The organism is Occallatibacter riparius (genome assembly GCF_025264625.1).
Taxonomy (GTDB): domain Bacteria; phylum Acidobacteriota; class Terriglobia; order Terriglobales; family Acidobacteriaceae; genus Telmatobacter; species Telmatobacter riparius.
The window spans coordinates 4,693,676-4,719,121 of record NZ_CP093313.1 but is presented as its reverse complement, the minus strand read 5'-3'; the positions used below and the strand labels follow the sequence as shown (position 1 = coordinate 4,719,121).

Annotated in this window: 25 protein-coding genes and 1 other RNA gene; 16 read left to right on the top strand and 10 right to left on the bottom strand. The window is 61.0% G+C overall.

The window, feature by feature from the left end:
- Positions 1–406: 406 nt before the first annotated feature.
- Genes MOP44_RS19130 through MOP44_RS19120 form a run of 3 tightly spaced genes read right to left on the bottom strand, consistent with a single transcriptional unit; the run spans position 407 to position 3,261 of the window.
- Positions 407–1,213, bottom strand: coding sequence for an ABC transporter ATP-binding protein (locus MOP44_RS19130; RefSeq protein ID WP_260791850.1), 807 nt, complete (start codon positions 1,211–1,213; stop codon positions 407–409).
- 37 nt (positions 1,214–1,250) lie between these two features.
- The gene (gene mobA / locus MOP44_RS19125; protein WP_260791849.1) at positions 1,251–1,865 is read right to left on the bottom strand and encodes a molybdenum cofactor guanylyltransferase; all 615 of its coding nucleotides are present in this window, start codon (positions 1,863–1,865) and stop codon (positions 1,251–1,253) included.
- Positions 1,866–1,884: 19 nt separating this feature from the next.
- Positions 1,885–3,261, bottom strand: a complete 1,377-nt coding sequence (locus MOP44_RS19120; RefSeq protein ID WP_260791848.1) for a dipeptidase — start codon at positions 3,259–3,261, stop codon at positions 1,885–1,887.
- 164 nt (positions 3,262–3,425) lie between these two features.
- On the opposite strand from MOP44_RS19120, the gene MOP44_RS19115 reads away from it, so the two are divergent.
- The 4 genes from MOP44_RS19115 (at position 3,426) to MOP44_RS19100 (ending at position 7,234) form a co-directional block, all read left to right on the top strand.
- Positions 3,426–4,109 (top strand): sulfite exporter TauE/SafE family protein, encoded by a 684-nt coding sequence (locus tag MOP44_RS19115; RefSeq protein ID WP_260791847.1) that lies wholly within the window; start codon positions 3,426–3,428, stop codon positions 4,107–4,109.
- Positions 4,099–5,283: a 4Fe-4S binding protein gene (locus MOP44_RS19110; protein ID WP_260791846.1), complete on the top strand. Its 1,185-nt coding sequence runs from the start codon at positions 4,099–4,101 to the stop codon at positions 5,281–5,283. The genes MOP44_RS19115 and MOP44_RS19110 overlap by 11 nt, the downstream gene beginning before the upstream one ends.
- A gap of 7 nt (positions 5,284–5,290) precedes the next feature.
- Positions 5,291–5,785, top strand: coding sequence for a hypothetical protein (locus MOP44_RS19105; RefSeq protein ID WP_260791845.1), 495 nt, complete (start codon positions 5,291–5,293; stop codon positions 5,783–5,785).
- A 72-nt stretch (positions 5,786–5,857) separates the two neighbouring features.
- Positions 5,858–7,234, top strand: a complete 1,377-nt coding sequence (locus MOP44_RS19100) for an FAD-containing oxidoreductase (protein WP_260791844.1) — start codon at positions 5,858–5,860, stop codon at positions 7,232–7,234.
- A 463-nt stretch (positions 7,235–7,697) separates the two neighbouring features.
- On the opposite strand, the gene MOP44_RS19095 is transcribed toward MOP44_RS19100, so the two are convergent.
- Both MOP44_RS19095 and ffs read right to left on the bottom strand, forming a co-directional pair.
- Positions 7,698–8,714 (bottom strand): beta-ketoacyl-ACP synthase III, encoded by a 1,017-nt coding sequence (locus MOP44_RS19095; RefSeq protein WP_260791843.1) that lies wholly within the window; start codon positions 8,712–8,714, stop codon positions 7,698–7,700.
- 246 nt (positions 8,715–8,960) lie between these two features.
- Positions 8,961–9,058: signal recognition particle sRNA small type (gene ffs / locus MOP44_RS19090), an RNA gene on the bottom strand.
- 125 nt (positions 9,059–9,183) lie between these two features.
- Here ffs and MOP44_RS19085 point away from each other — a divergent pair.
- Together MOP44_RS19085 and MOP44_RS19080 are read left to right on the top strand one after the other, a co-directional pair.
- Positions 9,184–10,074 (top strand): tetratricopeptide repeat protein, encoded by an 891-nt coding sequence (locus MOP44_RS19085; RefSeq protein WP_260791842.1) that lies wholly within the window; start codon positions 9,184–9,186, stop codon positions 10,072–10,074.
- 56 nt (positions 10,075–10,130) lie between these two features.
- A complete protein-coding gene (locus tag MOP44_RS19080) occupies positions 10,131–11,342 on the top strand; it encodes an MBL fold metallo-hydrolase (RefSeq protein WP_260791841.1) in 1,212 nt (403 codons plus the stop codon).
- A 17-nt stretch (positions 11,343–11,359) separates the two neighbouring features.
- On the opposite strand, the gene MOP44_RS19075 is transcribed toward MOP44_RS19080, so the two are convergent.
- From MOP44_RS19075 to MOP44_RS28140, 3 genes are read right to left on the bottom strand one after another with little or no spacing between them, the layout of a single operon-like run.
- Complete coding sequence (locus MOP44_RS19075; RefSeq protein ID WP_260791840.1) at positions 11,360–11,674, bottom strand: antibiotic biosynthesis monooxygenase family protein; 315 nt, start codon at positions 11,672–11,674, stop codon at positions 11,360–11,362.
- Positions 11,675–11,682: 8 nt separating this feature from the next.
- Positions 11,683–12,096, bottom strand: coding sequence for a type II toxin-antitoxin system VapC family toxin (locus MOP44_RS19070; protein WP_260791839.1), 414 nt, complete (start codon positions 12,094–12,096; stop codon positions 11,683–11,685).
- The gene (locus MOP44_RS28140) at positions 12,093–12,338 is read right to left on the bottom strand and encodes a type II toxin-antitoxin system Phd/YefM family antitoxin (protein ID WP_390905447.1); all 246 of its coding nucleotides are present in this window, start codon (positions 12,336–12,338) and stop codon (positions 12,093–12,095) included. The genes MOP44_RS19070 and MOP44_RS28140 overlap by 4 nt, the downstream gene beginning before the upstream one ends.
- 174 nt (positions 12,339–12,512) lie before the next feature.
- Between MOP44_RS28140 and rimO the strand changes: the two genes are divergently transcribed.
- From rimO to MOP44_RS19040, 6 genes are read left to right on the top strand one after another with little or no spacing between them, the layout of a single operon-like run.
- Positions 12,513–13,964 (top strand): 30S ribosomal protein S12 methylthiotransferase RimO, encoded by a 1,452-nt coding sequence (gene rimO, locus MOP44_RS19065; RefSeq protein ID WP_390905500.1) that lies wholly within the window; start codon positions 12,513–12,515, stop codon positions 13,962–13,964.
- A 10-nt stretch (positions 13,965–13,974) separates the two neighbouring features.
- The gene (locus MOP44_RS19060; RefSeq protein ID WP_260791837.1) at positions 13,975–14,553 is read left to right on the top strand and encodes an O-methyltransferase; all 579 of its coding nucleotides are present in this window, start codon (positions 13,975–13,977) and stop codon (positions 14,551–14,553) included.
- Positions 14,554–14,580: 27 nt separating this feature from the next.
- On the top strand, positions 14,581–14,808 hold the full coding sequence (locus MOP44_RS19055; protein ID WP_260791836.1) for a DNA gyrase inhibitor YacG: 228 nt from the start codon (positions 14,581–14,583) through the stop codon (positions 14,806–14,808).
- On the top strand, positions 14,801–15,304 hold the full coding sequence (locus MOP44_RS19050) for a phosphatidylglycerophosphatase A family protein (protein WP_260791835.1): 504 nt from the start codon (positions 14,801–14,803) through the stop codon (positions 15,302–15,304). Before MOP44_RS19055 ends, MOP44_RS19050 begins: the two co-directional genes overlap by 8 nt.
- Positions 15,305–15,323: 19 nt before the next feature.
- Positions 15,324–16,370 (top strand): IPT/TIG domain-containing protein, encoded by a 1,047-nt coding sequence (locus MOP44_RS19045; RefSeq protein ID WP_260791834.1) that lies wholly within the window; start codon positions 15,324–15,326, stop codon positions 16,368–16,370.
- 43 nt (positions 16,371–16,413) lie between these two features.
- Positions 16,414–17,658 carry a competence/damage-inducible protein A gene (locus MOP44_RS19040; RefSeq protein WP_260791833.1) on the top strand — a complete coding sequence of 415 codons (1,245 nt, stop codon included), beginning with the start codon at positions 16,414–16,416 and terminating at the stop codon, positions 17,656–17,658.
- A gap of 6 nt (positions 17,659–17,664) precedes the next feature.
- On the opposite strand, the gene MOP44_RS19035 is transcribed toward MOP44_RS19040, so the two are convergent.
- Positions 17,665–18,933 carry an arsenic transporter gene (locus MOP44_RS19035; protein ID WP_260791832.1) on the bottom strand — a complete coding sequence of 423 codons (1,269 nt, stop codon included), beginning with the start codon at positions 18,931–18,933 and terminating at the stop codon, positions 17,665–17,667.
- Between the two features lie 130 nt (positions 18,934–19,063).
- Here MOP44_RS19035 and MOP44_RS19030 point away from each other — a divergent pair, with 130 nt between their 5' ends.
- The 4 genes from MOP44_RS19030 (at position 19,064) to MOP44_RS19015 (ending at position 23,254) form a co-directional block, all read left to right on the top strand.
- Positions 19,064–19,744 (top strand): hypothetical protein, encoded by a 681-nt coding sequence (locus MOP44_RS19030; protein ID WP_260791831.1) that lies wholly within the window; start codon positions 19,064–19,066, stop codon positions 19,742–19,744.
- Between the two features lie 76 nt (positions 19,745–19,820).
- On the top strand, positions 19,821–20,453 hold the full coding sequence (gene plsY, locus MOP44_RS19025; protein ID WP_260791830.1) for a glycerol-3-phosphate 1-O-acyltransferase PlsY: 633 nt from the start codon (positions 19,821–19,823) through the stop codon (positions 20,451–20,453).
- The gene (locus tag MOP44_RS19020; protein ID WP_260791829.1) at positions 20,450–21,472 is read left to right on the top strand and encodes an NAD(P)H-dependent glycerol-3-phosphate dehydrogenase; all 1,023 of its coding nucleotides are present in this window, start codon (positions 20,450–20,452) and stop codon (positions 21,470–21,472) included. Before plsY ends, MOP44_RS19020 begins: the two co-directional genes overlap by 4 nt.
- A 27-nt stretch (positions 21,473–21,499) precedes the next feature.
- Positions 21,500–23,254 carry a glycoside hydrolase family 9 protein gene (locus MOP44_RS19015; protein ID WP_260791828.1) on the top strand — a complete coding sequence of 585 codons (1,755 nt, stop codon included), beginning with the start codon at positions 21,500–21,502 and terminating at the stop codon, positions 23,252–23,254.
- 463 nt (positions 23,255–23,717) lie between these two features.
- Here the strand turns inward: MOP44_RS19015 and MOP44_RS19010 are convergent, their stop codons facing one another.
- Positions 23,718–25,349: a tetratricopeptide repeat protein gene (locus MOP44_RS19010; RefSeq protein ID WP_260791827.1), complete on the bottom strand. Its 1,632-nt coding sequence runs from the start codon at positions 25,347–25,349 to the stop codon at positions 23,718–23,720.
- Positions 25,350–25,446 lie beyond the last annotated feature (97 nt).

Sequence of the window (25,446 nt, the reverse complement as noted above, 5' to 3'; positions counted from 1 at the left end):
CCAACTCGCTTCAGCCAAAGACATCGGCCGCGTTGGTTCGTTTTTCATGCGATCAAGGAACAGCACTGGCTGATTTGCCCGGCGCAACCTAAGTCAACCGATCCGGCATCAACGCAGGATCAGCAGTAAATAGCCCAAGCTCTTCTCACCGGTCTTTGTTGCTTATGTGGGACGCGATCGTTCCAGATCCGCGATCCGTAGAAGAGGGTCCCCACACCAAGGAGCAAAGAGAACAAATCAAACGTTCAAAAGAGGCAGATCCCGCGCTCCTCGCTTTCAATATAAGAGCCCATTGCTTCGGAGCGATTCTCTGTACTGCTGTTCAGTGCACCTACAGGATCGCGCCCCGGGTGCCGCGCTTTCAAGTGAAAACTTCGTTACGACTGTCAATTCGCTCGCAAGCTACTCAATCCATGGGCAGTTCGTAAGCATCGAGCGTCAAAAATTGCTGGATTGCTTCATCCTGAGATTCCATGAACGCCTTCAGCGGTCCGAAGAAGTGCGCCTTGCCCTGGTGCAGGAACAGCACCAGGTCCGCCAACCGCTCCGCGAACCGCATATCATGAGTTACCACAATGCTGGTGTATCCAAGCTGGCTCTTTAGCCGCTGAATAATGCTGCCGAGCCGCCGCGCAATCAGCGGATCAACCATCGTGGTCGGCTCGTCGTAGAGCACGATCTCCGGCTGCGCCGCCAGCGCCCGGGCTATCGCCACAGCACGCCTGCGCCCCGTTGACAGGCTTGCCGGCAGCAGCCCCTCCACATCCGATGCACCCACCAGATCCAACAGCCGGTCAACCACCTGCATGATCTGGTCTTCTTCCAGGCCCCCCTGCTCTCGCAGCGGGAACGCCACGTTCTCGCGCACCGTCAGCGAGTCGAACAGCGCGCCGTTCTGGAAAACCATTGTGATCCGGCGGCGGAGCGCATTCATCTCCGTCTCACTCAGGTCTGTGATCTCCTGCCCTTCTACCCGCACCGAACCCGCGTCGGGCTTCAGAAACCCCATCAAAACCCGCAACGAAACCGATTTCCCCACGCCGCTACGGCCCAGGATGCAAAGCGTCTGCCCCTTTCCGACGTGATAGCTCACGTCTTCCAGGACCGGCCGTCCGCTGAACGAAATAAAGACGTTCTCGAACACGATGACCGGCTCGGCGACCTCCGCCGCGCGCGCTTTCAGCCCATTCCCCGAATTGACCAGATCTGACATCCCTATGTTTCAGCTTACGCGAACACCTATGAGAGCCTCAGCCGGCGCTCAAAGCAGATTCCACTCTGGCGAGGTCTTCCGGCGTATTCACATTCCAGAACCAGCGATATGCAGGCCAGCCGTGCTCATCGCTCAGTGGGACGAACTCCACCGGCACAACTCGCACACCCAACGAACGGAACGCCGCGAACACGCCTAAGCGCCCGGCCTCCAGTTCCGCCCTTAATACGCGCGACGCCTCCCGCCGCACCACCGCTGGAAAAGTCTGGGCAAATCCGTTCAGCGAAGGCACCGTCACCGCCACACCAGTCAGACCTGCATCTTCGATCAGGATTCGAATCAGCGATGCAGGAATCAACGGCAGGTCGACCGGCAAGAACGCGATCAGGTCGGCTTCCGCGACTTCGAGCGCCGAGCAGATACCACCCAGCGGCCCCGCATCCGTAATCTCATCCGGAACTACCGATGAAAAAGGGCTCAAGTCTGCCTTTGCACCCGCAATCTTCGCGAGCAGACCCGCACTCCGCAGCGTGTTTAGCGCCCTGAAAATGAGCGGCTTTCCGGCCAGTTCGAGGAGAGCCTTGTCCCGGCCCATGCGGCTCGACTGGCCGCCCGCCAGTACGAACCCTTCGGCCGACAATAGCGCACTCACGCCGCACCGCAGGTAATGCTCAAGCCGCGGCTTCTTCCAGGAAGCGAATCAGCGACTCGATCCCCAGCCGGAAGTTCTTCAGATTGAACTTCTCATTTGGCGCATGCAGATTGTCATCGGGGAGGCCGAATCCCATCATCACGCTCGACAATCCAAGGTGCCGGTCGAAATCACCCACAATCGGAATCGACCCTCCGGAACGGATGAACACAGTGTCCTTGCCCCAAACCTCGTGCATGGCGCGCACACTTGCCTGGATGTACTTGTTATTGACCGGAATGAGACACGCATCGCCCTGGTGAATCAGCCGAACCGTCACATCTACACCTGCGGGCGCGATCTTTTCGACATACGCCTTGTACTGCTCAAACGCTTTCGCCGGCGTCATGTTCGGCACCAGGCGCATCGAGACCTTCGCCAGCGCCTTCGCCGGAATCACCGTCTTCGCGCCAGCGCCCGTAAATCCGCCCGGCATACCATGCACTTCCAGGGTCGGCCGCGCCCACGTGCGCTCCAGGACGCTATAGCCTTCTTCGCCTACAAGTGTCTTCGAGCCCACCTCGGTCTGGCGATAGTGCTCCTCGTCGAACGGCAGGCTCCTCCACGCCGCAAGCTCTTCCTTGCTCGGCGGCAGCACATCGTCATAGAAGCCCGGAATCAGAATGCGCCCGTTCTCGTCCTTCAGCTTCGCGAGGATGTGCGCCAGCGCCATGAAAGGATTCGGCGCCGCGCCGCCGTACATGCCGGAGTGCAGATCGGTCTTCGCGCCCTTCACCTCAAGCTCGGTATAGATCATGCCGCGCAGTCCCACGCACAGAGTGGGCAAGTCAGGCGCGAACATCTCGGTATCGCTCACCAGCGCGAAGTCCGCCTTCAGATCGGCAGGCTTTGACGCGACGTACTCCGCAATGCCCTCGCCGCCAACCTCTTCCTCGCCTTCGAGCAACACCCGCACATTCAACGGTAGTCCGCCCGTTGCCAGCAGACTCTCAAGCGCCTTCACCTGCATCCAAACCTGACCCTTGTCGTCCACCGCGCCGCGCGCGTACACATTCCCATCCCGCTCAGTCGGTTCGAATGGTGGTGAGAGCCACTCATCGATCGGATCTACCGGCTGCACATCGTAGTGCCCATAGACCAGCACCGTCGGCTTGCCCGCCGCATGCAACCAATCGGCATAGACCATCGGGTGCCCGCCCTCGTGCGCGGTCTCGACGAGCCTCACATTCTCCATCCCAATCCGCCGGAACTCCGCGGCCAACGTCTCCGCGGCTTTGCGGCAATCGCCGGCGTGCTCCGGCAGCGTCGAAATCGACGGAATCCGCAACAAACTCTTCAACTCATCCAGGAATCGCGCATGGTTTTCGCGCGCAAAGGCAACTGCAGCTGACGACATTCAGGCTCCTCGCAATCAACAACCAAAAAGAAAGTATAGGCGCTCGCTCCCGGGTGTCGCTGCGCGATCCCACAGCAATGGTGCACTCGCTCAAGGTCTCGACACACGCGTACGTATTGCCAGTCACAGACCCAGCAAGTTCCCTGGTGCTATTAGGGTCTGTCGTGTCAAACGCAAGCGGAGTCGCGCTCTGCGGCGAAGCCGTAGCCCTCGGCATCGCCTCCGGCCCGGTGTGCCTGGCTGCCTGCGGACCTGTGCTCGTTCCCACACTCCTCGCCGGCAACCGCGGAATCCGCCCCGCAGCCAACTACCTCACCGTCTTCCTCGCCGCCCGCCTCACCGGCTATTTGCTCTTCGCAGCCATCGCGTGGCAGCTCGGCGCCCTCATCTCGATTTCGGTCGCCGCTCGCCTCACTCTCACGGCGGCGGTGTATACGCTTCTAGCCGTCGTCCTGCTCTGGTACGCGTGGTCGAGCCACTTCGCTCCCGTGCACGCCTGCGCCGCCTCCAAGCTGGTTCAGATCGGCGATCCGGCACCTCAGCGCGTGGCCGGGCGAATTGCGGGTCCAGCCGCACTTGGACTCCTCACGGGCCTCAACCTCTGTCCGCCCTTCATCGCCGCCGGGATCCGCGCCGCGCAATCAGCCAGCATGCTCCAAGCCCTCGCCTTCTTCGCGCTCTTCTTCCTCGGAACCTCGGTCTGGTTCATTCCCTTCACCGCAATCGGATGCGTCGCACGCAATGAAGCCGTCGTGACCGTGGCGCGCATCACCATGGCTCTCGTCGCCCTCTACTATCTCTTCCTGGGAATCGCCTTCTTCGCCGGAGTAAGAGTCTATGGCAACTAGCACGCACCCACCCATCGCCTCCCGCCTCGCGCCCACCCCCCGAAGCCTCGGCCGCTCCCTGCTGCTCACTGCGCCGATCCTTCTCTGGTCGCTGCTGATGCTCCTTCGTCCCGGCACAGGAACCAACCGCGCCTATTTCATCGCCGCCTCCATCACAGCGCTCTTCATGACCGCGCTCTTCTTCGCGATGATGCGCACCCGCACCACCTACCGCTGGCGTCGCGCTTTCTTCGTCGCTCTCGGGGTGCTCTTCCCGGTCGAATTCATCCATAACCTCATCGTGGTGCGCGGCTCCATGGGGATCCCGATGGAAGAGATGATCGCCGGCCGTACTCCGTTCTGCTTCATGCCCATCCCCACCATGATTCTTCCCGCGGCGCTCACGCGATCCGTTCCGTTCCCGGGCTCGCTTGCCGCCGGCGGAGGCGCATCCGGCGCAGGCATCGCCGTAATGGTCGGGCTGTGGCTGGCTTTCGCCATCGTGCTCGGCAAAGCCTGGTGCAGCTATGCCTGCTTCTTCGGCGGAATTGAAGAGGGAGTCGCGGCCATCCCCGCCAAACCCCGCATCCGCCACATCGACAAGCGCTGGCGCTTCGTTCCCTGGGCGGTGCTGCTCACCATCGTGCTGCTTTCACTGGCGTTTTTTGAGCCGGCCTACTGCGTCTGGTTCTGCCCCTTCAAAGCTGTCACTGAGTACATCGCCGCCCGCAATCTTCTCGGCCTCATCCAGAACATCATCTTCATCCTGCTCTTCGCTGGACTCGTCATCGTTCTTCCCTGGCTCACCAAGAAGCGCACGCAGTGCGCCTTCTGGTGCCCGTTCGGGGCATTTCAATCGCTGTTCAACAAGATCAGCTTCTTCACGGTGAAGATCGACCGCACCCGCTGCCGGCCGTGCTTGCTCTGCAAGAATGCCTGCCCCAATTTGTCCATCACTGACGAAGCCATCGACCGCGGCGAAGCTCTGATGAGTTGCATGAAGTGCGGAGCGTGCGTGGATGCCTGCCCGCGGCATGCCGTCAGCTTCCACATCAAAGGAACCGGCTCTGACGCCAATCCCGAACGCGCCCGCCTGATGTTTCTCTACTCGGCCTGGGCCCTCGCCACCATGTTTGGCGGAACCATCATCGCCGCCGGACTCTACACCATCCTTCACTTGGTCCTGCGAGGTTGAGATGCTTATGAAACCGCGCGCCGTTCTCGGCTACACCGGAGCCACCCTGACTCTTGTTCTGGCGATACTCACACCGTTCTGGCTCAGCGGCTTTTTCAGCCGCGGCGTGGCTGCGCTACCGCTGCAAATCGACGAAGTCATCACCGGCGGTCCTGCAGTGCGTGCAATCCCCATGGGCGCCTACGCCATCCAGGTCCATCGCGAAGTCTCCACGCACATGTTCCAGAGCGAAAAGCCCTACGTGCAGCTTGACTGGAAACCCGCCAAAGCCCTGCCCGCGCGCATCTCCGATATGGTCGACATCGACGGCGACGGCCGTCCTGACGTCGTTGTCAACTTCGACGTCCCTCGCGATCCCAAAGCTCCGCTCCGCGTCATCGTCGAGCCGCAGAATCCGCACTATCTCGCGCTCGACAACGTCGGCAAGCCACGCTTCTCCTCGCTCATCGTTCGCGTAGATGACGCTATCCTCGTCCGTATTCCCCTCGCTGACCGCAAATAGCGCAAGTGCTCGGTTTCGCCTGATCAATTACGATTCTCCTTGGCCCTATCCCCATTCCCCGCGAGGCCACACATGAAGCAATCCTTTGACGCCATTGTCGTTGGAGCAGGCCAGGCCGGCCCGTCTCTTGCCGTCCGCCTCGCCACCGGTGGACAGAAAGTAGCCCTGGTCGAGCGGCACCTCTTCGGCGGGACCTGCGTGAACACCGGCTGCACGCCCACCAAGACAATGGTGGCCAGCGCTCACGCCGCTCACCTCGCCCGCCGCGGCCCCGATTTCGGCTTCACCGCGGGCGACGTCCGGGTCGACCTGCGCGCCGTCAAAGCACGCAAGAACGCGGTCGTCGAGCGCTCCCGCTCCGGAGTGGAGAAATGGCTGCGCGGCACCGAGAACTGCACGGTCATTCAAGGCCACGCCGCATTCGAATCGCCCCGCTCCTTGCGTGTTGGCGACGACATTCTCGAAGCCGATCAGATCTTCCTCAACGTCGGCGCGCGGCCGCTCATACCCGACATGCCAGGCATCGGCACCGTGCCCTACCTCACCAGCACGTCCATCCTCGAACTTGAAGAACTGCCGCGTCACCTCGCCGTCGTGGGCGGTGGATACGTCGGCTGCGAGTTTGCGCAGATGTTTCGCCGCTTCGGCTCTGAAGTCACCATCCTCGACATGCATGGGCGCCTCGCGCCACGCGAAGACGAAGACGCCTCTGCGGTTATCCACGAGGTATTCAAAGCGGAAGGCATCGACATCGCCGTCAACGCCACATGCATCCATCTCGAGCAGAGTGAGGGCAGCATTCACGTCGGCATCAAGTGCGACGAGCGGGCCCCGCACATCGAGGCCTCGCACGTGCTGCTCGCCATTGGCCGCGCGCCCAACACGCACGACCTTAACCTCGCCGTCGCCGGCGTTCACACCGACGATCGCGGCTACATTCCCGTCGACGAGCAGCTCCGCACCAACGTTCACAACATCTTCGCGCTTGGCGACTGCAACGGACGCGCTGCCTTCACCCACACCGCCTACAACGACTATGAGATCGTCGCGGACAACCTGCTCAACGGAGCTGCGCGCAGCCTCTCGGACCGCCTGCCCATCTACGCGCTCTTCACCGATCCGCCGCTCGCCCATGTCGGGCTGCGCGAGCATGAAGTCCGGGAACGCGGCATTCGCGCGTTGATCGGCAAGCGCGCCATGACCCGCGTGTCGCGGGCGATCGAGAAAGGCGAGACCTTCGGGTTCATCAAGATCCTGGTAGACGAGCATACACAGCACATCCTGGGCGCCACACTGATTGGCCCCGGGGCCGATGAGGCCATCCACTGCATCGCCACCTGCATGTACGCCCGGCAGCCCGCGTCACTGCTGGCGCACTCGGTCCATATCCACCCCACGGTGGCGGAGCTCATACCGACGGTGCTCGGCGAGTTGAAGCCGCTGGAGTGAAGGAGTGATGTGGGAGCTGGCGACGTGTTTACTCGGTAGTTAACCTTGCTGCCGAAACGGCCGTCGAAATCTTCGCTTCAGATTCGCCTTTTCTTCGGGATAGGGGCGAAAGTTTGTGACGTTGAATATTTCCGTTATTTAGTTGGAAATATTTGAGTTATATCGGCGACGTTTTCCACAGATTTATTTCAACATGCAATTTATCTGTTATTTTTGTGGTTACCATGCCGCGAGCTTCTTACGAATTGCAGGGGTATCGAACACAACTCCCCTGCCTTTTCACTGACCCTGCGATGGTAGGAAGTTGTGATTCCTGGTGTAAGTGATGGCGGTCACGGTCGTTGATTCAATGATGAGGCTCTTCTTCGCTGCTTCTCTACTTCACTCTTTCACTAGCGACCAATGAAAAGCCGCTCTCGCCATCCCGGCAAAAGCGGCCTCTCACTATGAAAGCTCCTGTTCGCTAGATCTCCCAGCGCAGCAGGGCTGTACCCACGGTGAATCCTGCGCCCACAGCAGCAAGCAGGACCAGGTCACCCTTCTTGAGTTTGCCCTCTTCGATGGCTGTCTCAAGCGCCAGGGGAATGGTTCCGGCCGAGGTGTTGCCGTATTTATCGATGTTGATGATCACACGCTCCGGATCCATACCCAGCCGGTCGGATGTGGAGGTGATGATGCGCTTGTTGGCCTGGTGCGGAATGAAGCATCCGAGATCCTTGCCTTCGACTCCGTTTCGCTGCAGCAGGGTGCTGGTGGCCTCGGCCATCTTGCGAACGGCAAACTTGTAGACCGCCTGCCCGTCCTGGTGGATGAAGTGCTTCTTCTGATCGATCGTCTCGTGGCTCGACGGCAGCAGGCTTCCGCCGGCCGGAAGATTCAAAGCCACACCGCCAGAGCCGTCAATCTCATGGACGAAGTCGATCATGCCGATCTCGCCCTCTTCGCAGGGTTCGATCAGCACGGCGCCGCCGCCATCGCCGAATAAAACGCAGGTCGCGCGATCGGTGTAGTCGGTCATGCGCGTATTGGCGTCGGCTCCGCACACCAGGACCATCTTGTGCGCGCCGCTCTCCACCAGTTTCACACCGGCCTGTAGCGCAAACACGAATCCCGAACAGCCTGCCGATACGTCGAATCCCCACGCGCGGGGAGCGCCGAGCTTGGTCTGCACCAGGCATGCTGTGGAGGGAAACATCATGTCGGGCGTAACGGTGCCGACAATGATGGCCTCGACCGCCTCAGGCCCAACGCCGCGCGCGGCCAGAGCCTTCTTCGCGGCCTCCACGCAGATATCGCTGACGCCTTTGCCCTTCTCCAGCACATGGCGCTCGCGAATGCCGGTCCGCTCCAGGATCCACTGGTCTGTGGTTTCCACCATCTTTTCGAGGTCTTGATTGGTCAGAACCTGGGGAGGAACGTACGTGCCGAGCGCGGTGATTTTTGCGCGGCGGCCCACTACGGGACGCACAGAAAGGCTCAAAGCAATTCTCCTTACAACGTCATTGCGCAGCGGCCGGCTGAGGTGCAGCGCATCGCAATGATAAAAGGCGCTATCGCATTTCCTGAGCAACTATAGCCGAACCCGATGATCTCAAGTCGTCGCGACCATCCGGGAGCGAAGACCTGGCAGGATGCGGGCGAGAGCACACGAACTCAGGAAATGCCGCAGCGCGCCTTGAATGAAAGCACTGGGCTACGGGCCGAATAGCACCGATTGCGCCCATAAAAGTACCGGGTGACCTACTGCGCCCGTACTAGCCCGTTACCGTTGCTTCCTTCCGGACCTGGCGGGGTTGGCGGGATTACGTCGCGTAGGACCCGGCACTTATGGATTTTACCACTCAAGGTGGGGATGAATTTGTGACTAACCTCCCGGAGCAGTCTTTGTCTCACCTTGTGATCGGGATATACTTCCGCCACCGACTGAAAGCCCTGCTGAGAGGTAATGAATGGTCCGCCCATTGCTGCTGTTCGTAGTCGTCTGCTCGTCGCTGCCTATCGCCCTGGCCCAGGACAATGGCGCCCCCTTGCCGAAGCCCGCTCCGCCCCTCGCTCCCATTGCCCGACCCGACGATAGTGTCATCACCAAGAAGGTCTCCGGGAGCATTAACGCAATCGTTGTCGAGGCTCGCCGAGCCACTGCGGAGGGCCGCTACGCAGACTCAGAAGCCATGATGCTCAAAGTCACCCATGACAATCCAACCCTGATCCTGCCCTGGGTAGAACTTGGGGCTGCGCAACTGGGTCTGAAGAAGTTCGACGATGCGAAGACCAGCTACATGACGGCGCTCGGGATAGACCCGGCCACCATTCAGAAGGCTCGCTCCGACAACTTTTACGTGCAACCCGACGCTCCGGGTGTTGTCGCCGCCTCAGCGACACGCGCGTCGCGCAATACTGCCGGAGATGATGTAGTCGTCACTACGGATTCGCGCACGCCGGAAGTTGTAGGCGTCTCATGGGCCGGACTGGGCGAAATCTACGCGCACGAAAAGAAAACAGCCGAGGCCCAGGCCGCCTTCGATAAGGCAGTCAAGACCCTGCCGGCTCGCGCACCGCAGTTCCGCCACAACGAAACGGTGGTGTTCTTCCTGGCGGGCAACTCTGACGCACAACTCGAAGCCGCCAATCAGGCCATCGCCCTCGATCCGACTCGCCCTGCCAATTACTACTTCAAGGGCCAGGCTCTGGTCGCGAAGGCGACCATGGATTCCTCGGGCAAGATGATTCTGCCGCCGGGTTGCGCCGATGCTTATCAGAAGTACCTGCAACTCGATCCGAAGGGCCCCTATTCCTCGGACGCAAAAGCAATTCTTGCCGGGGCTGGCATCACGAAATAAGCTGTCGCAGTCTGCATTCGGGGCCTCGGAGAATCTCCTGAACGGAGGTAGCGACAATGTGCCAGTTCCACGACAAGCATTCTCTTCAGCCTCACTCGCACGCGCTCTCGCACCGCCATGTGGTCCCGGAACGACTGCCTACGCGCCGTGATTTCCTGCGCACCCTGATGGGGACTACGCTCACCGGCGCATCCATGATGGAGCTTGCCTGGCACCGCGCCGCATGGGCTCGCACTACTGCGCCGGCCAGCGAGGCCAAGCTTTTCGACTTGCAGAAGGCCGCCGACGGAGTTTTCTTCGCCCATGCGCGCCCACAGACCGTAATTAACTGCAATGCTGCAGTGTTTGTGCGCTCGAAGGATGTGGTGGTTGTCGATGCGCATTCGAAGCCCTCGGCCGCCGCGTCGTTGATCCAGCAGATTCGCAGTGAGATCACCGACAAGCCTGTTCGCTATGTGATCAACACGCATTTCCATTGGGATCACATGCAGGGCACGCAAGCCTATAAGGAGACAGGTTCGCAGGTCGACATCATCGCCAGCGAAGCCACAAAGCAGAACATGTCGCAGTATTCGATGGACCGGCTGAAGCAGTCGCTCGATGAAATGTCGAAGCAGATCGAAGTGCTGCGCGAGCGGGCAGGCAAGGCGTCGTCGGCTGCCGAGAAGGCTTTCTGCGCTGACGAGATCAGTCACATCCAGGCCTACCAGGCGGAGATGAAGGACTTCACGCTGGAACTGCCGACCATCACGTTCGACAAGACACACCTGCTTCAGGATGCGGCCTTCGATCTGCACCTGGAGTGGCATGGGCGCTCGCATACCTCTGGCGATGTGTTCGTGTTCTGCCCCCAGCTGCGTGCCATCGCGACAGGCGACGCGAGCCACTGCTGGGTACCGAATATAGGCGACGGATATCCGCGGCAGTGGCCGGCAACCATCGACGAGGTTGCCAAGGCAGACTTTCAGCATGTGCTCGGCGGCCACGGACCGATGCAGAACAACCGCACCGTGATGATGAGCCAGAGAAACTTTATCGAGGAGCTGGCCGAGCGCGTGTCAGACGGCAAAGCCGCCGGGCAGCAGCTCGACGAGATAAAGAAGCGGATCACGGTCGCATCGCTCAAGTCTCTGCAATCCAACGGATACGGCGAGTTTCTGCAGAGGACCCAATGGGCCGAGAACACCCATTTCGGATCGACGCCGCCGCTGCAGAACGACGTGAGCGGATGTGTCGCGGATGTCTACCGGAACCTGGATCGGACCTAGGCCCGAATCAGCAGTGGCTATTCCGGCAGGTGGGCGGCCCGCACGTCAAAATGATTGGCAAACGGATCGACGCGCGAGAGCAGACGTCTTGCCTCTGGCTCAAAAACCGGAACCCGGTAGTCATTGCCGGCAAAGCGCTTCACCGCGTCCAGCGACTCAAAGAAGTTGATCACGACGAACTGGCACTCCTGGGGCCCGTCGTTGCGGAGGAGAAGAACGCCCTTGTGCCCCTCAATGTTCTGGATCTCGGGCAACACAGTGTCGCGCAGGAGTTTCTCGTAAGCATCAGCATCTTCAGGTTTTGTCCATCCACGCCAGTGACGTGCGATCATGAGGTCTCCTACATTCCCAGCAATTCCACATCCTCAGATAGAGCTGCGCCTCTTAGTTCGGAGTCTAGCGTAGCAAGAGGCAACGCCCTACGAATGGCCAACTCAAGATATGCCGCATCGTAGAGGGTCAACCTGTGTTTTTCGGCAATGCGCAGTGTTTCGCTCCACGCGTGCGTATTCGTTTCCGAGTCAATCCGAATGGGCAGAAGCGCCAAGTCGCGCAGCGCGGCTTCGCGAAAATCTGCATCGATACGGGCGCGGCGAACACCCATCTCCAGCACATTCGCCACTTCAAGCCTCCAGAGGGCGGGAACCCACGCGCCCTCTGCAATCACTCGAGCAAAAGCCTCGAGTACGGCGTGGCTTGCTTCGTCAGGATAGACAGAAGCCAAAGTGACCGAACTGTCGAGCACGAGACTCATGGACGACCCGTGTCGCGGTCTGTTTTAAGTTCCGCCCAATCGAACTTGACTCTTGCCTGAGGTGCACGCGCGCGGATTCGGTCGAATGCGGCACGCGCTGCGACTCGGTCAACAGCTCCGCTGGTGGGAACCAATCGCGCGACCACCTTGCCGTGTCGCGTGATCTCAATCTCCTCACCCTGCTGAACCCGATCGAGAAGTGAGCCTAATGTGTTCTTTGCTTCAAACGCGCCAATCTGCACGGAGCCCCTCCAAATGAGCTAGCTTAAGCTAGTCTAACACCGCCAGACGCTTAAGGCCCCATAAAATCAGGTTCCCGGTACAATAGAGAAGTGAGCAAAGTTTCCCCACCCACGGCGCCTACCGTGGGCTTTATTTCGTTAGGCTGCCCCAAAAACCTGGTCGATTCCGAGGTGATGATGGGGCTGCTGGACCGCGCCGGTGCGCGGCTGACCGGGAAGCCCGAAGAGGCTGAGATCCTGGTCGTGAATACCTGCAGCTTTATTGACTCCGCCAAGCAGGAATCCGTCGACACGATTCTGGAGATGGCGCGCCACAAGACTGAAGGCCGCGCGTCGAAGTTGATCGTTGCCGGGTGTCTGGTCGAGCGCTATCGCGACGAGATCCGCAAGAACATTCCCGAGGTGGACGCGGTCGTCGGCACGGGCGAACTCGAGTCGATTCTGGAAGCTGCGGGCGTGCAGCAGGCGCCCAGGCCGGCTTCGCCGTTCAATATCCTGACCAGCGTTCAGGCTGAGGTGCACTTGGGGCAGGAATCGCTCTCAGGCACCCACAAAGCACCTGCGGTGCGGCCAACTCCGGCGAGAGCTGAGGGCGATCTGAGGGAGCAGCAGGGCCGCTTTACCCGCGACGATTGGGAAGGCGCGGCGCACATGCTGCCCACTTACCTCTACGACGAGACCACACCGCGGCTCTTGGCGACCGGCAAGGCATCGGCTTACATCAAGATTGCCGAAGGCTGCGATCACCCGTGCACGTTCTGCGTGATTCCCAACCTGCGCGGCAAGTTCCGCTCGCGACGGTTTGAGTCGGTTGTGGCCGAGGCACGCAGCCTCGTCGAGCGCGGCGTGCAGGAGATCACGCTGATCGGCCAGGACACGACCTGCTACGGCGAGGACCTGGGCCTGAAGGATGGCCTCGCGCTTCTGCTCGATGAATTGGCAAAGATCGAAGGCCTGCGCTGGCTGCGGTTCCTCTATGCCTATCCCAATCGAATCACAGGCAAGCTGCTGGAGACGATCGCTAAGCACGACAACATCTGCAAGTATCTGGACGTGCCTCTGCAACACGCGTCTGCGTCGGTGCTCAAGTCGATGAAGCGCGGCGCCGGGGCCGACATCTTCCTGAAGACTCTGGACAAGGTACGCGCCGCCGTTCCGGGCATCGCCCTGCGCACGTCATTCATCGTCGGCTTCCCGGGCGAGACCGCTGAAGATGTGAAGGTGCTTGAGGATTTCGTGAAAGCCGCGAAATTCGATTGGCTGGGCGTGTTCACCTATTCGGATGAAGAAGGCTCGGGGGCATTCGCCTACGACGGCAAAGTCGCCAAGCGCACCATCGAATCCCGCAAGCGCAAGCTGATGAAGCTGCAGCAGGGCATCTCGAAGGAGGCCAAGCAGCAGTGGGTCGGACGTGAACTGGTGATCCTGGCCGAGGGCGAAAGCGAAGAGACGCCGCTGCTCTGGGAAGGCCGCACGCAGTTCCACGCGCCCGAGATCGATGGCAAGGTGTACATCAACGACTTCGGCGATCTGGAAGCGCTGGAGGGCGGCCGCTTTTATCGCGCGGAGATTACCGAGGCGCACGACTATGACCTGGTGGCGCGGATTACTTCGGGCCCCATGTAAGTGAAAGAACATGAACGAGACCCTCTTCCTCAATCCACCAGCAGCAGTCAATGCTATTGAGGCCCGGACGCAGGAGTTGCAGTTTGCAATGGCGTCAGAGCCGCGCACCGGCATGTTGTTGCGGACGCTTGCCGCGACCAAACCCGGCGGCCGCATACTCGAACTCGGCACGGGCACCGGACTTGCTACGGCATGGCTGCTCGACGGCATGGATGCAGCTTCAACCCTGATCAGTGTCGATACAGACGAGCAGGTTCAGCAGGTTGCGCGCGATGTGCTTGGTCAAGACAAACGCCTGACTCTCCTCGCCGTAGACGCTTGCGGCTTTTTGTGGCGGCAGAAGCAGGCCAGTTTTGACTTGGTGTTCGCCGATGCCATGCCCGGCAAGTACGTGGCGCTGGATGAAGCTCTGGATCTGGTGAAGCCAGGCGGTTACTACATCGTGGACGACATGCTGCCCCAGCCGACCTGGCCCGAAGGCCACGACCAGAAAGCTGCAGCTCTGATGGAACAGCTCGCGCAGGATACACGCTTCCGCAGCGCAGCAATGTCGTGGGCAAGCGGCATCATCGTCATGGTGAGAAAATAGCTGTAGTCCGAACCCGGGAATTTACCTATGGCTCCCAAGAAAAAAACCGCAAAAGTTCTTCGCTGCCCCACGTGCGCCATGCTTGTCCAAGCCAAGGACGAGGACTTCCCTTTCTGCAGTGACCGCTGCCGCAAGATCGATCTAGGCAAGTGGGCCATGGGTGTCTACAAGATCAGCTCGCCGGTGCTCGATCCTGAAGTGCTGGAAGATCTGGGCGGTCTGGCCGGCCACCCCAAGGACACAGAACGTGAATAGCACCACCCCCGCACCTGCATGTACGCGCAAGACGCTTTGGGCGTGGGCGATCGCCACCTTCTTCGGCTCAGGCCTGCTGAAGCCGGCCCCGGGCACGTGGGGCTCGCTTGCCGCGCTGCTGCTGTGGGCGGCACTCGCGATGGGAGCTCATGCGCCGGCATCGACCGTGTTGATCGCGCTAATCGGCGGAATTGTGCTTTCGATCGCGCTCGGCGTTCCGGCCGCCACCATCTCCGCACGCGAAAGCGGCCGGAAGGATCCGGGGTTCGTCGTCGTCGACGAAGTCGCCGGCCAATGGATCGCTCTGCTGGGCAGCCCCGCCGACTGGAAGCATGGCCTGATCGCGCTGGTGCTGTTCCGGCTTTTCGATATCACCAAGCCCTTTCCCGCGCGCCAGCTTGAGGCCCTGCCCGAAGGCTGGGGCATCGTCTTCGACGACGTTGCCGCCGGGTTGTATGCTTGGGGAGTAGCCGCGATCGTACGCATCTGGCTCTAGAGCAATGGCTCCTTTTCACATGCCTCGTTTCCGACCCCAAGCCGCTGACGGCAGCTCAGAGCCGCGTATTGACGACGTTACGCCCGCGGCCGCATTGCCCGGCGGCGAAGTCGAACTGATCGGATCGAACCTCGGCCCCAGCGGCTCCACTCCCCCGGTTGTACTTGTCGATGGAAGCGCCGCACACATTTGCATGAGCCGCTCATCGCGCGTCATGTTCCAAGTGCCGGCGAGCGCGACGACGGGGCAGGTTGAGGTCCGCAGCCACGGAGCCACCAGTAATTCGGTCCCGCTACGCATTGCGCGGGAGCTGAACTCGGGTCTGCATCCGGTGACGAGCCCGGCGGTCAGCCGCTCGGGAATGATCTATGCGACCATCTCCGGCCCGCGCGGGAAAGCCACTCCGGTTTCGATCGTGCGCATCAGCCCGGACGGACGTGGCACTCCGTTCGTCGAAGGCATTCTGAACGCAACTGGCCTGGCCTTCAATCCCGACGGCGACCTGTTCGTGAGCTCTCGCGCCGAGGGCAATGTGTATCGCGTCGACGCCGCCGGAGAGTTCACGGTCTACGCCGAAGGCATGGGAGTAGCCACCGGCGCCACATTCGACCGCGACGGCAATCTGTTTGTGGGCGACCGCAGCGGAACCATCTTCAAGATCGATACCGACCGCAAGATCTTCGTGCACGCCACGCTGGAACCGAGCGTCTCCGCTTACCACATGGCGGTGAATTCCGAAGGAACGCTCTTCGTCACGGCCCCGACGCTCTCCTCGAACGAGACCATCTGGGCCATCGAGCCGAACGGCGACACCCGGCCGTGGTATCGCGGACTGGGCCGGCCACAGGGCATGGCCATCGCCATTGACGACAGCATCTACGTTGCAGCGTGCCTGCATGGCCGACGCGGCATTGTGCGTGTCAGCGGCGACGGATCGGCGCAACTAGTGCTGGCCGGGAACAACCTGGTGGGCATCGCCTTCAGCCCGCTCGGCACCGCCGCGCTCGCGACCAACCAGGCCATTTATGATGTGGACTTGGGAGTCGAGGGGCTGGCGTTGTTTTAGCCCGATAGTTCCGATTAGAAACTGAGGGCTAAGAGCTGCATTTATGAAATCTGAGATCGTGGCCATCGGCTCTGAGATGCTCACTCCGTTCCGCCAGGACACCAATTCCCTCTTCTTGACTGAAAAGTTGAACGAGATCGGCGTGACCGTCGCCTTCAAGACCATTGTCGGCGACCGCCGCAAGGATCTTGTGAACGCGATTCGGACCGCTCTTGGCCGCGCCGACATCCTGATCCTGATGGGCGGGCTCGGGCCGACAGAAGACGACCTTACCCGCGAAGCGACTGCGGAAGCTCTCAATCTAGAACTCCGCCGCGAAGCTCCGCTGGTGGCCGCTCTGCACGCACGCGCCGCGACCTGGCGCATTGCTATGCCGGAGAACAACCTCAAGCAGGCCGACGTGATTGACGGCGCAACCGTGTTGCAGAATGCCAACGGCAGCGCGCCCGGCCAGTGGCTTGACGTCACGTTCGAGGGCTTTCGCAAGCTGATCATGCTCATTCCCGGGCCGCCCAGCGAGTGCAAGCCGCTGTTCGAAGCCGAGTGCCTGCCGCGACTTCGAGAGATTGTCCCGCCCCGCTTCATCGCTAAGCGCACGCTCAAGGCTGCGATGATTCCAGAGTCGCAATGCGACAAGCTGCTGGCCCCCATCTACACGACCTATACCGACATCGAGACAACGATCCTCGCGCACAACGGCGACATTCAACTTTCGCTGCTCTGTGCGAAGCGCGACATGGATACGGCCGAGCAGCGCGTGGAAGAACTCGCCACAAAGATGGAAGAGGCGCTCGACGACTGGCTTTACTCCACTGAAGGCGAGACGCTGGAGCAGATCGTTCTCTACTATCTCGGCCTGCGCCAGGCAACTCTCGCGACAGCCGAAAGCTGCACCGGCGGCCTGGTCGCTCAACGCATCACCGCGATACCGGGAAGTTCACGCTCGTTTCTTGGTGGAGCTCTGGTCTACTCCAACGAGCTTAAGACTGCATTCGCGGGCGTACCACCGGAGCTGATCGAACAGCACGGCGCCGTCAGCGAAGAAGTCGCTAGCGCATTGGCCTCGGGCATTCGCCAGCGAACCGGCGCGACCATCGGCCTCGGCATTACCGGAATCGCCGGGCCCACCGGCGGCACCGATACGAAGCCAGTTGGTCTGGTCTACATCGCCGTGAGCGACCCGCAGCGCACCGACGTGCTCGAACGCAATTTCCGCGGCCCGCGCCAGCGCGTGCGCGAGTGGACCGCACAGCAGGCGCTCGACCTGATTCGCCGCAAGTTGATGTAAGCGACCTCAGAGCGCGTTGACCACCACAGCCCCGGCGATGGCAAGCGCCAACGCAATCGGCATGGCAATCGCGCCTACCTTCAGAAAATCCCGGAAATCCACGTGCACGCCTTCGCGGCGCAGCGCAATAAGCCATAGGATCGTCGCAAGCGACCCGGTCACCGAGAGATTCGGGCCGAGGTCGACCGCGATCAGCACCGCGTTGGCAATCAGACCATGCGCGCTGGTCGCCTTCAGCGTGCTACCCGCAATCAGCCCAAGCGGCAGGTTGTTGACCAGATTGTTGCCCACACCCACCACGCCTGCGGTAATCAGCGCTCCGGAAATCGGCGGCAACTTCTCCGCCCATTGCATGACTGCGGCACTCAGCCGCATCGCGCCTATAGAGTCGATTGCCTCCACAAGGATGAAGAGGCCGCCGACCAGCGGCAGCACGCCCCAGCTGATATCGCGCACCACACGCATCGGGTTTATGCGTGCCCTGATGAGAACGATGCACGACACAGCAACCGCGCAGATGCAGGTGGGCAGCCCCAAGTCGCGTTTCATTGCTGACGCCACCAGCAGAACCACAGCCGTGAGCACGATGCCGACGAGCACGAGCCGTCCGTTGCCAGTTAGCCTAGTCGGCTGCTGATCGCGCGGCAGATCGCAGACCAGATCGCGGCGGAAGTACCAGGACAAAATCAAATAGGTCGAAACAATCGACAGGAGCGATGGCAGCCCGAACGCAGCGACCCATTGGCCCAGCGGCGGCATCTGCGTGCGAAACACCACCAGGTTCGCGGGATTCGATATGGGCAGCACGAACGACGCAGCATTGGCGATGAACGCGCACGCAAATAGGTTCGGCAGCGGCTCGGCCTTCGATCGCCGCACGGCACTGAACACCGCGGGCGTGAGCACCACAGCCGTCGCGTCGTTCGACATGAGAATCGTCACGACGGTTCCCGCCAGGTAGATCAGCGTAAACAGCCGCATGCACGATCCGCGCGCGTGCTCCACCGCAACAGACGCGACCCAGTCGAACACGCCGAAGATGCGCGCCAGCTCCGACAGCAGCATCATGCCGGTCAGAAACAGGTAGACGTCCGTCCCCTCCGCGATCGCGCGCCCCGCAAGCTCCAGCGGAATCAACCGCAGGATCAGCAGCAGCAACGCGCCGCCGCCGATCCAATACACCTCGGCAATGCGGCGCGGGCGCAGCAACATGAGCGTGATGCTGAGCGCCACGATAGCAATGATCAGGATGTGTGCGGTGAGAGGTGAGAACATGCAGTCAAAGGGTGAGTCAGTGTTCCGTTCCCATTGTCTCTCATTGGCGCCATTGACGCGCCCGCTCGCGCTCTGCAAAACTGCCGCCATGCGATACAGCGGCAGAGTTGAATATGCGGACGCCCGAAAAATGCGCACCCGCAACAAAACGTATTACCGCTTTCTTCACTGGCCCATCTGGATTTGGGTTTTCTTCCTCGCGCCCGGCCCCCTGACGTTCAGCCTCTTCGCGACCGGCTTCAGCGTGGCCAACTCCATCTGGCTGGCCCTGGTGCTCTGCGGAACCGGCATCGCGTTGGCTTTCGGGCAGGCGCCCGGCTGTGAGCCCGCACCGTACATTCTTCGTTTCGATGAAGACCGGCCCAATCCGCTCTATCGCAAGGTGTGCTACACGTTTGCGTGGAACGCCATCCTGAACTTCGCGATCCTCAACCTCGCAGGCCTCCTGATCGCCACCATCACCGGCGTTTGGGTGATGAAGCAGTTGTATCAATACGTCTATCTGCCGCTGTGCATTCTCATTCTGCTGCTCGGCGCGCTCGGACTTTTGCCGCGCGTGGGCCGCTCCACGAAAGGCGAAGGCACTGAGCGGCGCTACTTCTACGGATCGGTATGGGCAGTAGTCACTGGTCAGACCCTGCTGCTGGTGATGTGGAAGGCAATGCCCGCTGATCTTGCTCACACGCGAGAGGGATCCGTCATCAAGCTGATCGTGTATGCGGGCGCTCTCGTCACCATGGGCATGGCTGCATGGGGTGGTAAGCTTCCGCGCACACGGCCCATTCTGCCCGGCGAGCTGATGGTCGACTAGGTAGCTCGCCATGCAAGCGCAATGCGCACTTACGCGAGTCATACACAGACTTTCGCCTGCTAAACTCGTTTGAGTGATGCCCCTTGCAAGCGTCTGGATAGCTGTTCTCGCCTACCTCTTCGGCTCCATTCCGGTGGGCTATCTGCTCGTGCGCATCTTTCGCAAGCAGGACATCCGCACCGTAGGCAGCGGCAACATTGGCGCCACAAATGTTCTACGCTCGGGCGGCAAGGGACTTGGCGCAGCAACCTTCCTGCTCGATGCGGTGAAGGGCTACGCTGCGGTTATGCTGGCGGCCCATCTCGCCGCGCCGTTGATTCCCACCTGGCCACAGCGAAACGTTGAAGCACTCGCGGCGCTGTTCGCTGTGCTCGGACACATGTTTCCTGTCTGGCTGCGTTTTCGAGGCGGCAAAGGTGTGGCGACGGGATTTGGCGTATTCCTTTATGCGGCTCCACTCGCCGCTCTCGCAGCCATCACCGTGTTCTTCATCCTGGTAGCGCTCAGCCGTTACGTTTCTCTCGCTTCGATTCTCGGCGCCGCGAGCTTCCCTGTGTTCGCGTGGTTTACGGTTTCAGGGCAGCGGCCCGCATTCTTTATTGCCGTGCAGATCACTGTTGCCTCGCTGATCATCATCAAACATCATGCGAATATTCGCCGGCTGCTGTCCGGCACGGAAAACCGCTTTGGAGCGGCGAAAAACAAATGACCGTTCTGCCAATCGCTCCCCGAATCGTAGTGCTCGGCGCTGGAGCCTGGGGCACCGCAATGGCCCTTTCTCTGGCTCGCAATGGCCGCACTGTCACCCTGTGGGCACACATGCCGGAACTCGCGCGCGACATCAACACCGCGCATGAAAACACGCAGTTCCTGCCGGGATTCCGGCTGCCTGAAAACATCGTCGTCACAGGCGACGACACCGCGATTGCGCATGCCGACCTGCTCTTTTCAGTCATTCCCTCGGAGTTCCTGCGCCCGACCATCGCGCGGCTTCGCAGCCAGATGCACTCTGAGCAGATCCTGGTGAGCGCCACCAAGGGCGTCGAGAACAACACATTCCTGCGCATGACCCAGGTGATCGCATCGTCGGTGGCCGAGGTTGGACTCACGCTTCCGATCGGCGCATTGAGCGGCCCAAGTTTCGCAAAGGAAGTTGCCGAAGGGCAGCCCACCGCAGTCACCGTGGCCTTCGATGATCGCGCGGTCGCGGCGTTAGTGCAGCGCGAGGCATCGTCTGAGTCCATGCGCCTGTACACCTCTTCCGACGTGATCGGCGTAGAACTCGGCGGCGCTTTGAAGAATGTCATCGCCATCGCCGCTGGCGTAGCAGCAGGCATCGGGCTCGGCTACAATTCCACGGCCGGCCTGATCACGCGAGGCATAGCCGAAATCACGCGTCTCGCGGTCGCCTGCGGCGGCAGGCGCGAAACGCTCGCCGGCCTCTCGGGCACAGGCGACCTGGTGCTCACCTGCACCGGATCGTTGAGCCGCAACCGCACCGTGGGCATGGAACTGGGCAAAGGCCGCAAGCTGCCCGATGTTCTAGCGTCGCTCGGCGGCCATGTGGCCGAGGGCGTACTGACCACGCGCGCCGCCCTCGGGCTCGCGCGCCAGCATCGCGTGGAGATGCCGATCGCCGAGCAGATGGAGCTCATCCTCGAACAAGGCAAGGACCCACGCGAGGCGCTGCGGGATTTGATGATGCGTCCCGGCAAGCACGAGCACTAAATCGCTTTTTACCTTTATCCTGTTGCCATGAATCGACGTCATCTTCTGCGGTCTCTTGCTGCTGGTGTGCTTGCTGCGCCTCTTGCCGAACGGGCAAGAGGCTTTTCTTTATTTGCGCCGGCCGGCGATCATGGGGCTTCCTGCGGCGTGGTCATGATCGCGCTCAACCAGGTCGGCTTCCGTCCCAAACATGCGAAGAAGGCGGCGGTTGTGTTGGATGGCAGCGCTCCTGCCGTCGCTGCGTTTCGCGTCGTCGAGGCTGCCAGTGGAGCCGTACGCAAAGAAGGCAAGCTGACCGAACCCGCGCAGGACGAAGCCTCCGGCGATCGTGTTGCGTGGGCTGACTTCTCTTCCCTCGCCGATCCCGGCACGTATCGCCTTGAAGTCTGCGGAAAGCAAAGCGACACATTTGTCATTGGCGAGGACGCCTACGCCGCAGCCCTGCACCTGACAATGCGGTCGTTCTACGGCCAACGTTGCGGCTGCAAAGTCGACCTCGGCGATGGCTATCATCACGAAGCCTGCCACATGGATGGCGCATTCCACAAAACGTCCGGCAAAGACGGCAAGATTGCCAACAGCGGCGGCTGGCACGATGCAGGCGACTACGGACGTTACGTAGTGAACTCCGGCATCACCACTGGGACTCTGCTGTGGGCGTGGGAGCTATACCCCGAGCCGCTGCGCAATCTTAAGCTTGAAATTCCCGAGTCAGGCGGCAAGGTGCCCGACTACCTCGCCGAAATCCGCTGGAATCTCAACTGGATGCTCTCGATGCAGGACCCGACCGATGGCGGTGTCTGGCATAAGCAGACCAGCGAAGCCTTCTGCGCGTTCATCATGCCTGAGCAGGACAACCTCACCAGTTACGTTGTCGGCACGGGCACAGAGCCCTACAAGAGCACTGGCGCCACAGCGAACCTGGCTGCCGTAGCCGCGATCGCCGCGCGCTGCTTCAAGCCTTACGACGCCGCGTATGCAGACCGCTGCCTCGCCGCAGCACGCAAGGCCTGGTCCTGGGCCGTCGCGAATCCGAAGGTGATCTTCCGCAATCCCAAGGGCATCTCGACTGGCGAATACGGCGACCGCAACTGCGATGACGAGATCCTGTGGGCCACCGCAGAATTGTTCCGCACCACCGGCGAAGACCAATACGCCCGTGCATTCATGGCCGATCTGCCTGATATGACAGCGCTCGATACCGCGACATGGGGCAGCGTGGCTCCCATGGCATGGTGGTCCTACGCCCTGGCTGAGAAGAGCAATCGCTTCCTGCGCACGCGCATTGCGGAAGCCACGGCAGAAGCAGCGACGCTGCGGATTCTGCGCTCCAGCCGCAGTGGCTACGGCAACACGCTGCGCCTGACCGACTACGTGTGGGGCTCGAACAGCGCTGCTGCCAACGATTCCCTTCTCCTGCTCATGGCGCATCGCCTCAAGCCGAATCGCGCAGCCGTAGATGCGGCGCTTGCGAACCTACACTATCTCATCGGCTGCAACTGTCACGGCGTCTCGTGGGTCACGCAACTGGGGCACAAGCCTTTTCAACGCCCGCACCACCGTCCAAGTGGTGCAGACAAGATCGAGGCGCCCTGGCCGGGCCTGCTCTCCGGCGGACCCAATGCCGGCGGTGGCGACCCGGTAGCGAACAAACTGCCCAAGCAGCCCCCCATGAAAATGTGGATCGACGATGAGCGGGCCTACTCCATGAATGAGATCGCCATTAACTGGAATGCGCCGCTTGTGTTTCTGCTGGCGGCAGCAAACAGCGATCTGAGTTAGTGCTGAGTTTTCCAGAGTTAGCTGCTGAAATCGGGCGTGGAATCTGCTTAAATGCTCTAAGTCAAGCAAATAGGTCGGCTTACGACGCGTCTTGCGTAAACATACTAGGGTGATAACGATCACAACATATCTAACAAATTATGGGTAGGATGATGGAGTTTCAGGAAACATTCCGGCCGGATGTAGTAAGGGCCGACTCGTGGGATCGGGCGGAATGTTTCCGTGGGACTGCGCCAAAAGCGCACCTCCGCGGCGACAACCGTAAAGCCGGCGGTAGACCCCAGCGGTAACGGGCCCGGCATAACGCGACTTACCGCTCGAGGCGGGCCCTCTCAGTGCAGAGCGGCTGTGACATACGCAGTATTCCGGCTCACTCAGCTCAATCTGCCCTATCGCCGTCCAGTTTCTGGACGGCGATAGTTTCTTTAGTCCTCAATCATGCCAATTCAACCAAACCGATGACTTACAGATCCTCGACCTTGATCTGAGTGTCAGCGCCTTGCCACGCATTGTCGAACTGCTGCTTGACCCAACCGGCCTCGTAACTCCGGTTCTGCCGTGTTAAAGCTTCGTGCAGTCCGAACAGACTCCGTGGGTTCCGCGGAGTCAGCTGGAGGTCCCTGCGAAACACCTCTTCCGCGCCTTTGCTATCGCCGGTCTGCAGCAGCATCCCGCCCAGCGTTTCGCGAACCGGGTAGTACCAGTCGGTGGGCTCGTCGTAAAGAAGCTTGTCCTGCTCCGCCACCGCATCGCTCAGCAATCGGATCGCCTCCTGCTTATCGCCCTTTTCAGCGGCAATGCGCGCCGAGAGCACACTATTTGCGATATGGAAGATTTGCCGCGAATGATTCTCCACCGGCGGCATGTAGATATCCTCCTTCGGCGTTGCACTCTCAACTGCAGCAAGCTGTTTCTGCAGCGCCTCCGCTTCGGCGGTCTTCCCCTTCGCCACCAGCGCGCTCCCGCGGCTGTAGAGCCAGAGAGCCTTCAGCGCCGGTGTCTGCGCGGCCGGCTCGCTCATCGCAAGCAAGCTGTCCCAGCGCTGGCACCGCACCGATACCACCAGCGGGATCGTCATGAACGCCTCGAGCATGGGCATCTCTTTCACGCCCGGGCGGACATTCTCAGCCAGCCGATCCGCCTGGCTTTGCGCCTCGGCACACCGGCCCTGCATGCTCGCCGCAATCGCGCCAAAGTGCAGATTGTGCGAGTAGTACATCATCGTGTACACGCCCATCATGCCTGTCGCAGCGGCATAATCTTCATCGGCCTTTGCAGCCGACACATTCTGCACCCGCGCGCCATCGTAGTTCCCTGTGCGCTCGTAAATGTGCGCCGGCATGTGCACCAGGTGTCCCGCCGCCGGTGCAAGTTGCGGAATGCGATCCGCATAGGGTAGCGCGCGCTCCGGATTCGGCGACGCCTCAACCGCGTGAATGTAAAAGTGCATCGCACCAATGTGGTTGGGATCGCGCCGCAGCACTGATTCCAGCGTAGACACAATCTGCTCAGTTCCCGGGGCCGGAGTGCCATCCGCATTCCACAGCTTCCACGGCCGCAGATTCATCATGCTGTCGGCGTACAGCGTCGCAGCATCAAGGTCGTCCGGATACTTCGCCGACAAATCATGCATCGCCTTCGCATAATCTGCATTGAGCTTCTGATAGTCGGGATTCGCCTCATGCGTAAAGCGCCGCCCCAGAGCCTCGATGTAATCCTTCTCGATTTGCGGAGAAGCGGCGCTGAGTGAATTCGCTTTGTCGATCGCGTCTACCGCAACCTTCTCGTGTTCCGGATCCACGGGCAGGTTGTAGTTCGGCCCCACCGCCAGCGCCACGCCCCACCACGCCATCGCCATCTTCGGGTCGAGCTCAGCGGCACGATGAAACGCCCGCGCAGCCTCGTCGTGATTGAAGGCATACACCAGCCGCAGCCCCTGGTCGAAGAACTGCTGCGCCTCGGCATTCGTCGTCGAAACAGGATGGTGCAGATTGCTCAGCCCGGACATAAGGGCAGGCGGCTTCGGCGCCATCGACATCTGCGCAAACGAAACGCCGGCCGCAAGACACATAGCAAGAAGCGGGGCAAGCTTCATGAGAACCTCCGGGGAACCGCAGGATGGCGGACAGAATACTACGCCCGCTCCACTCAGAGGAAAGCCTCAATGCAGCCAGCAGATTTCCCCGGTTTGT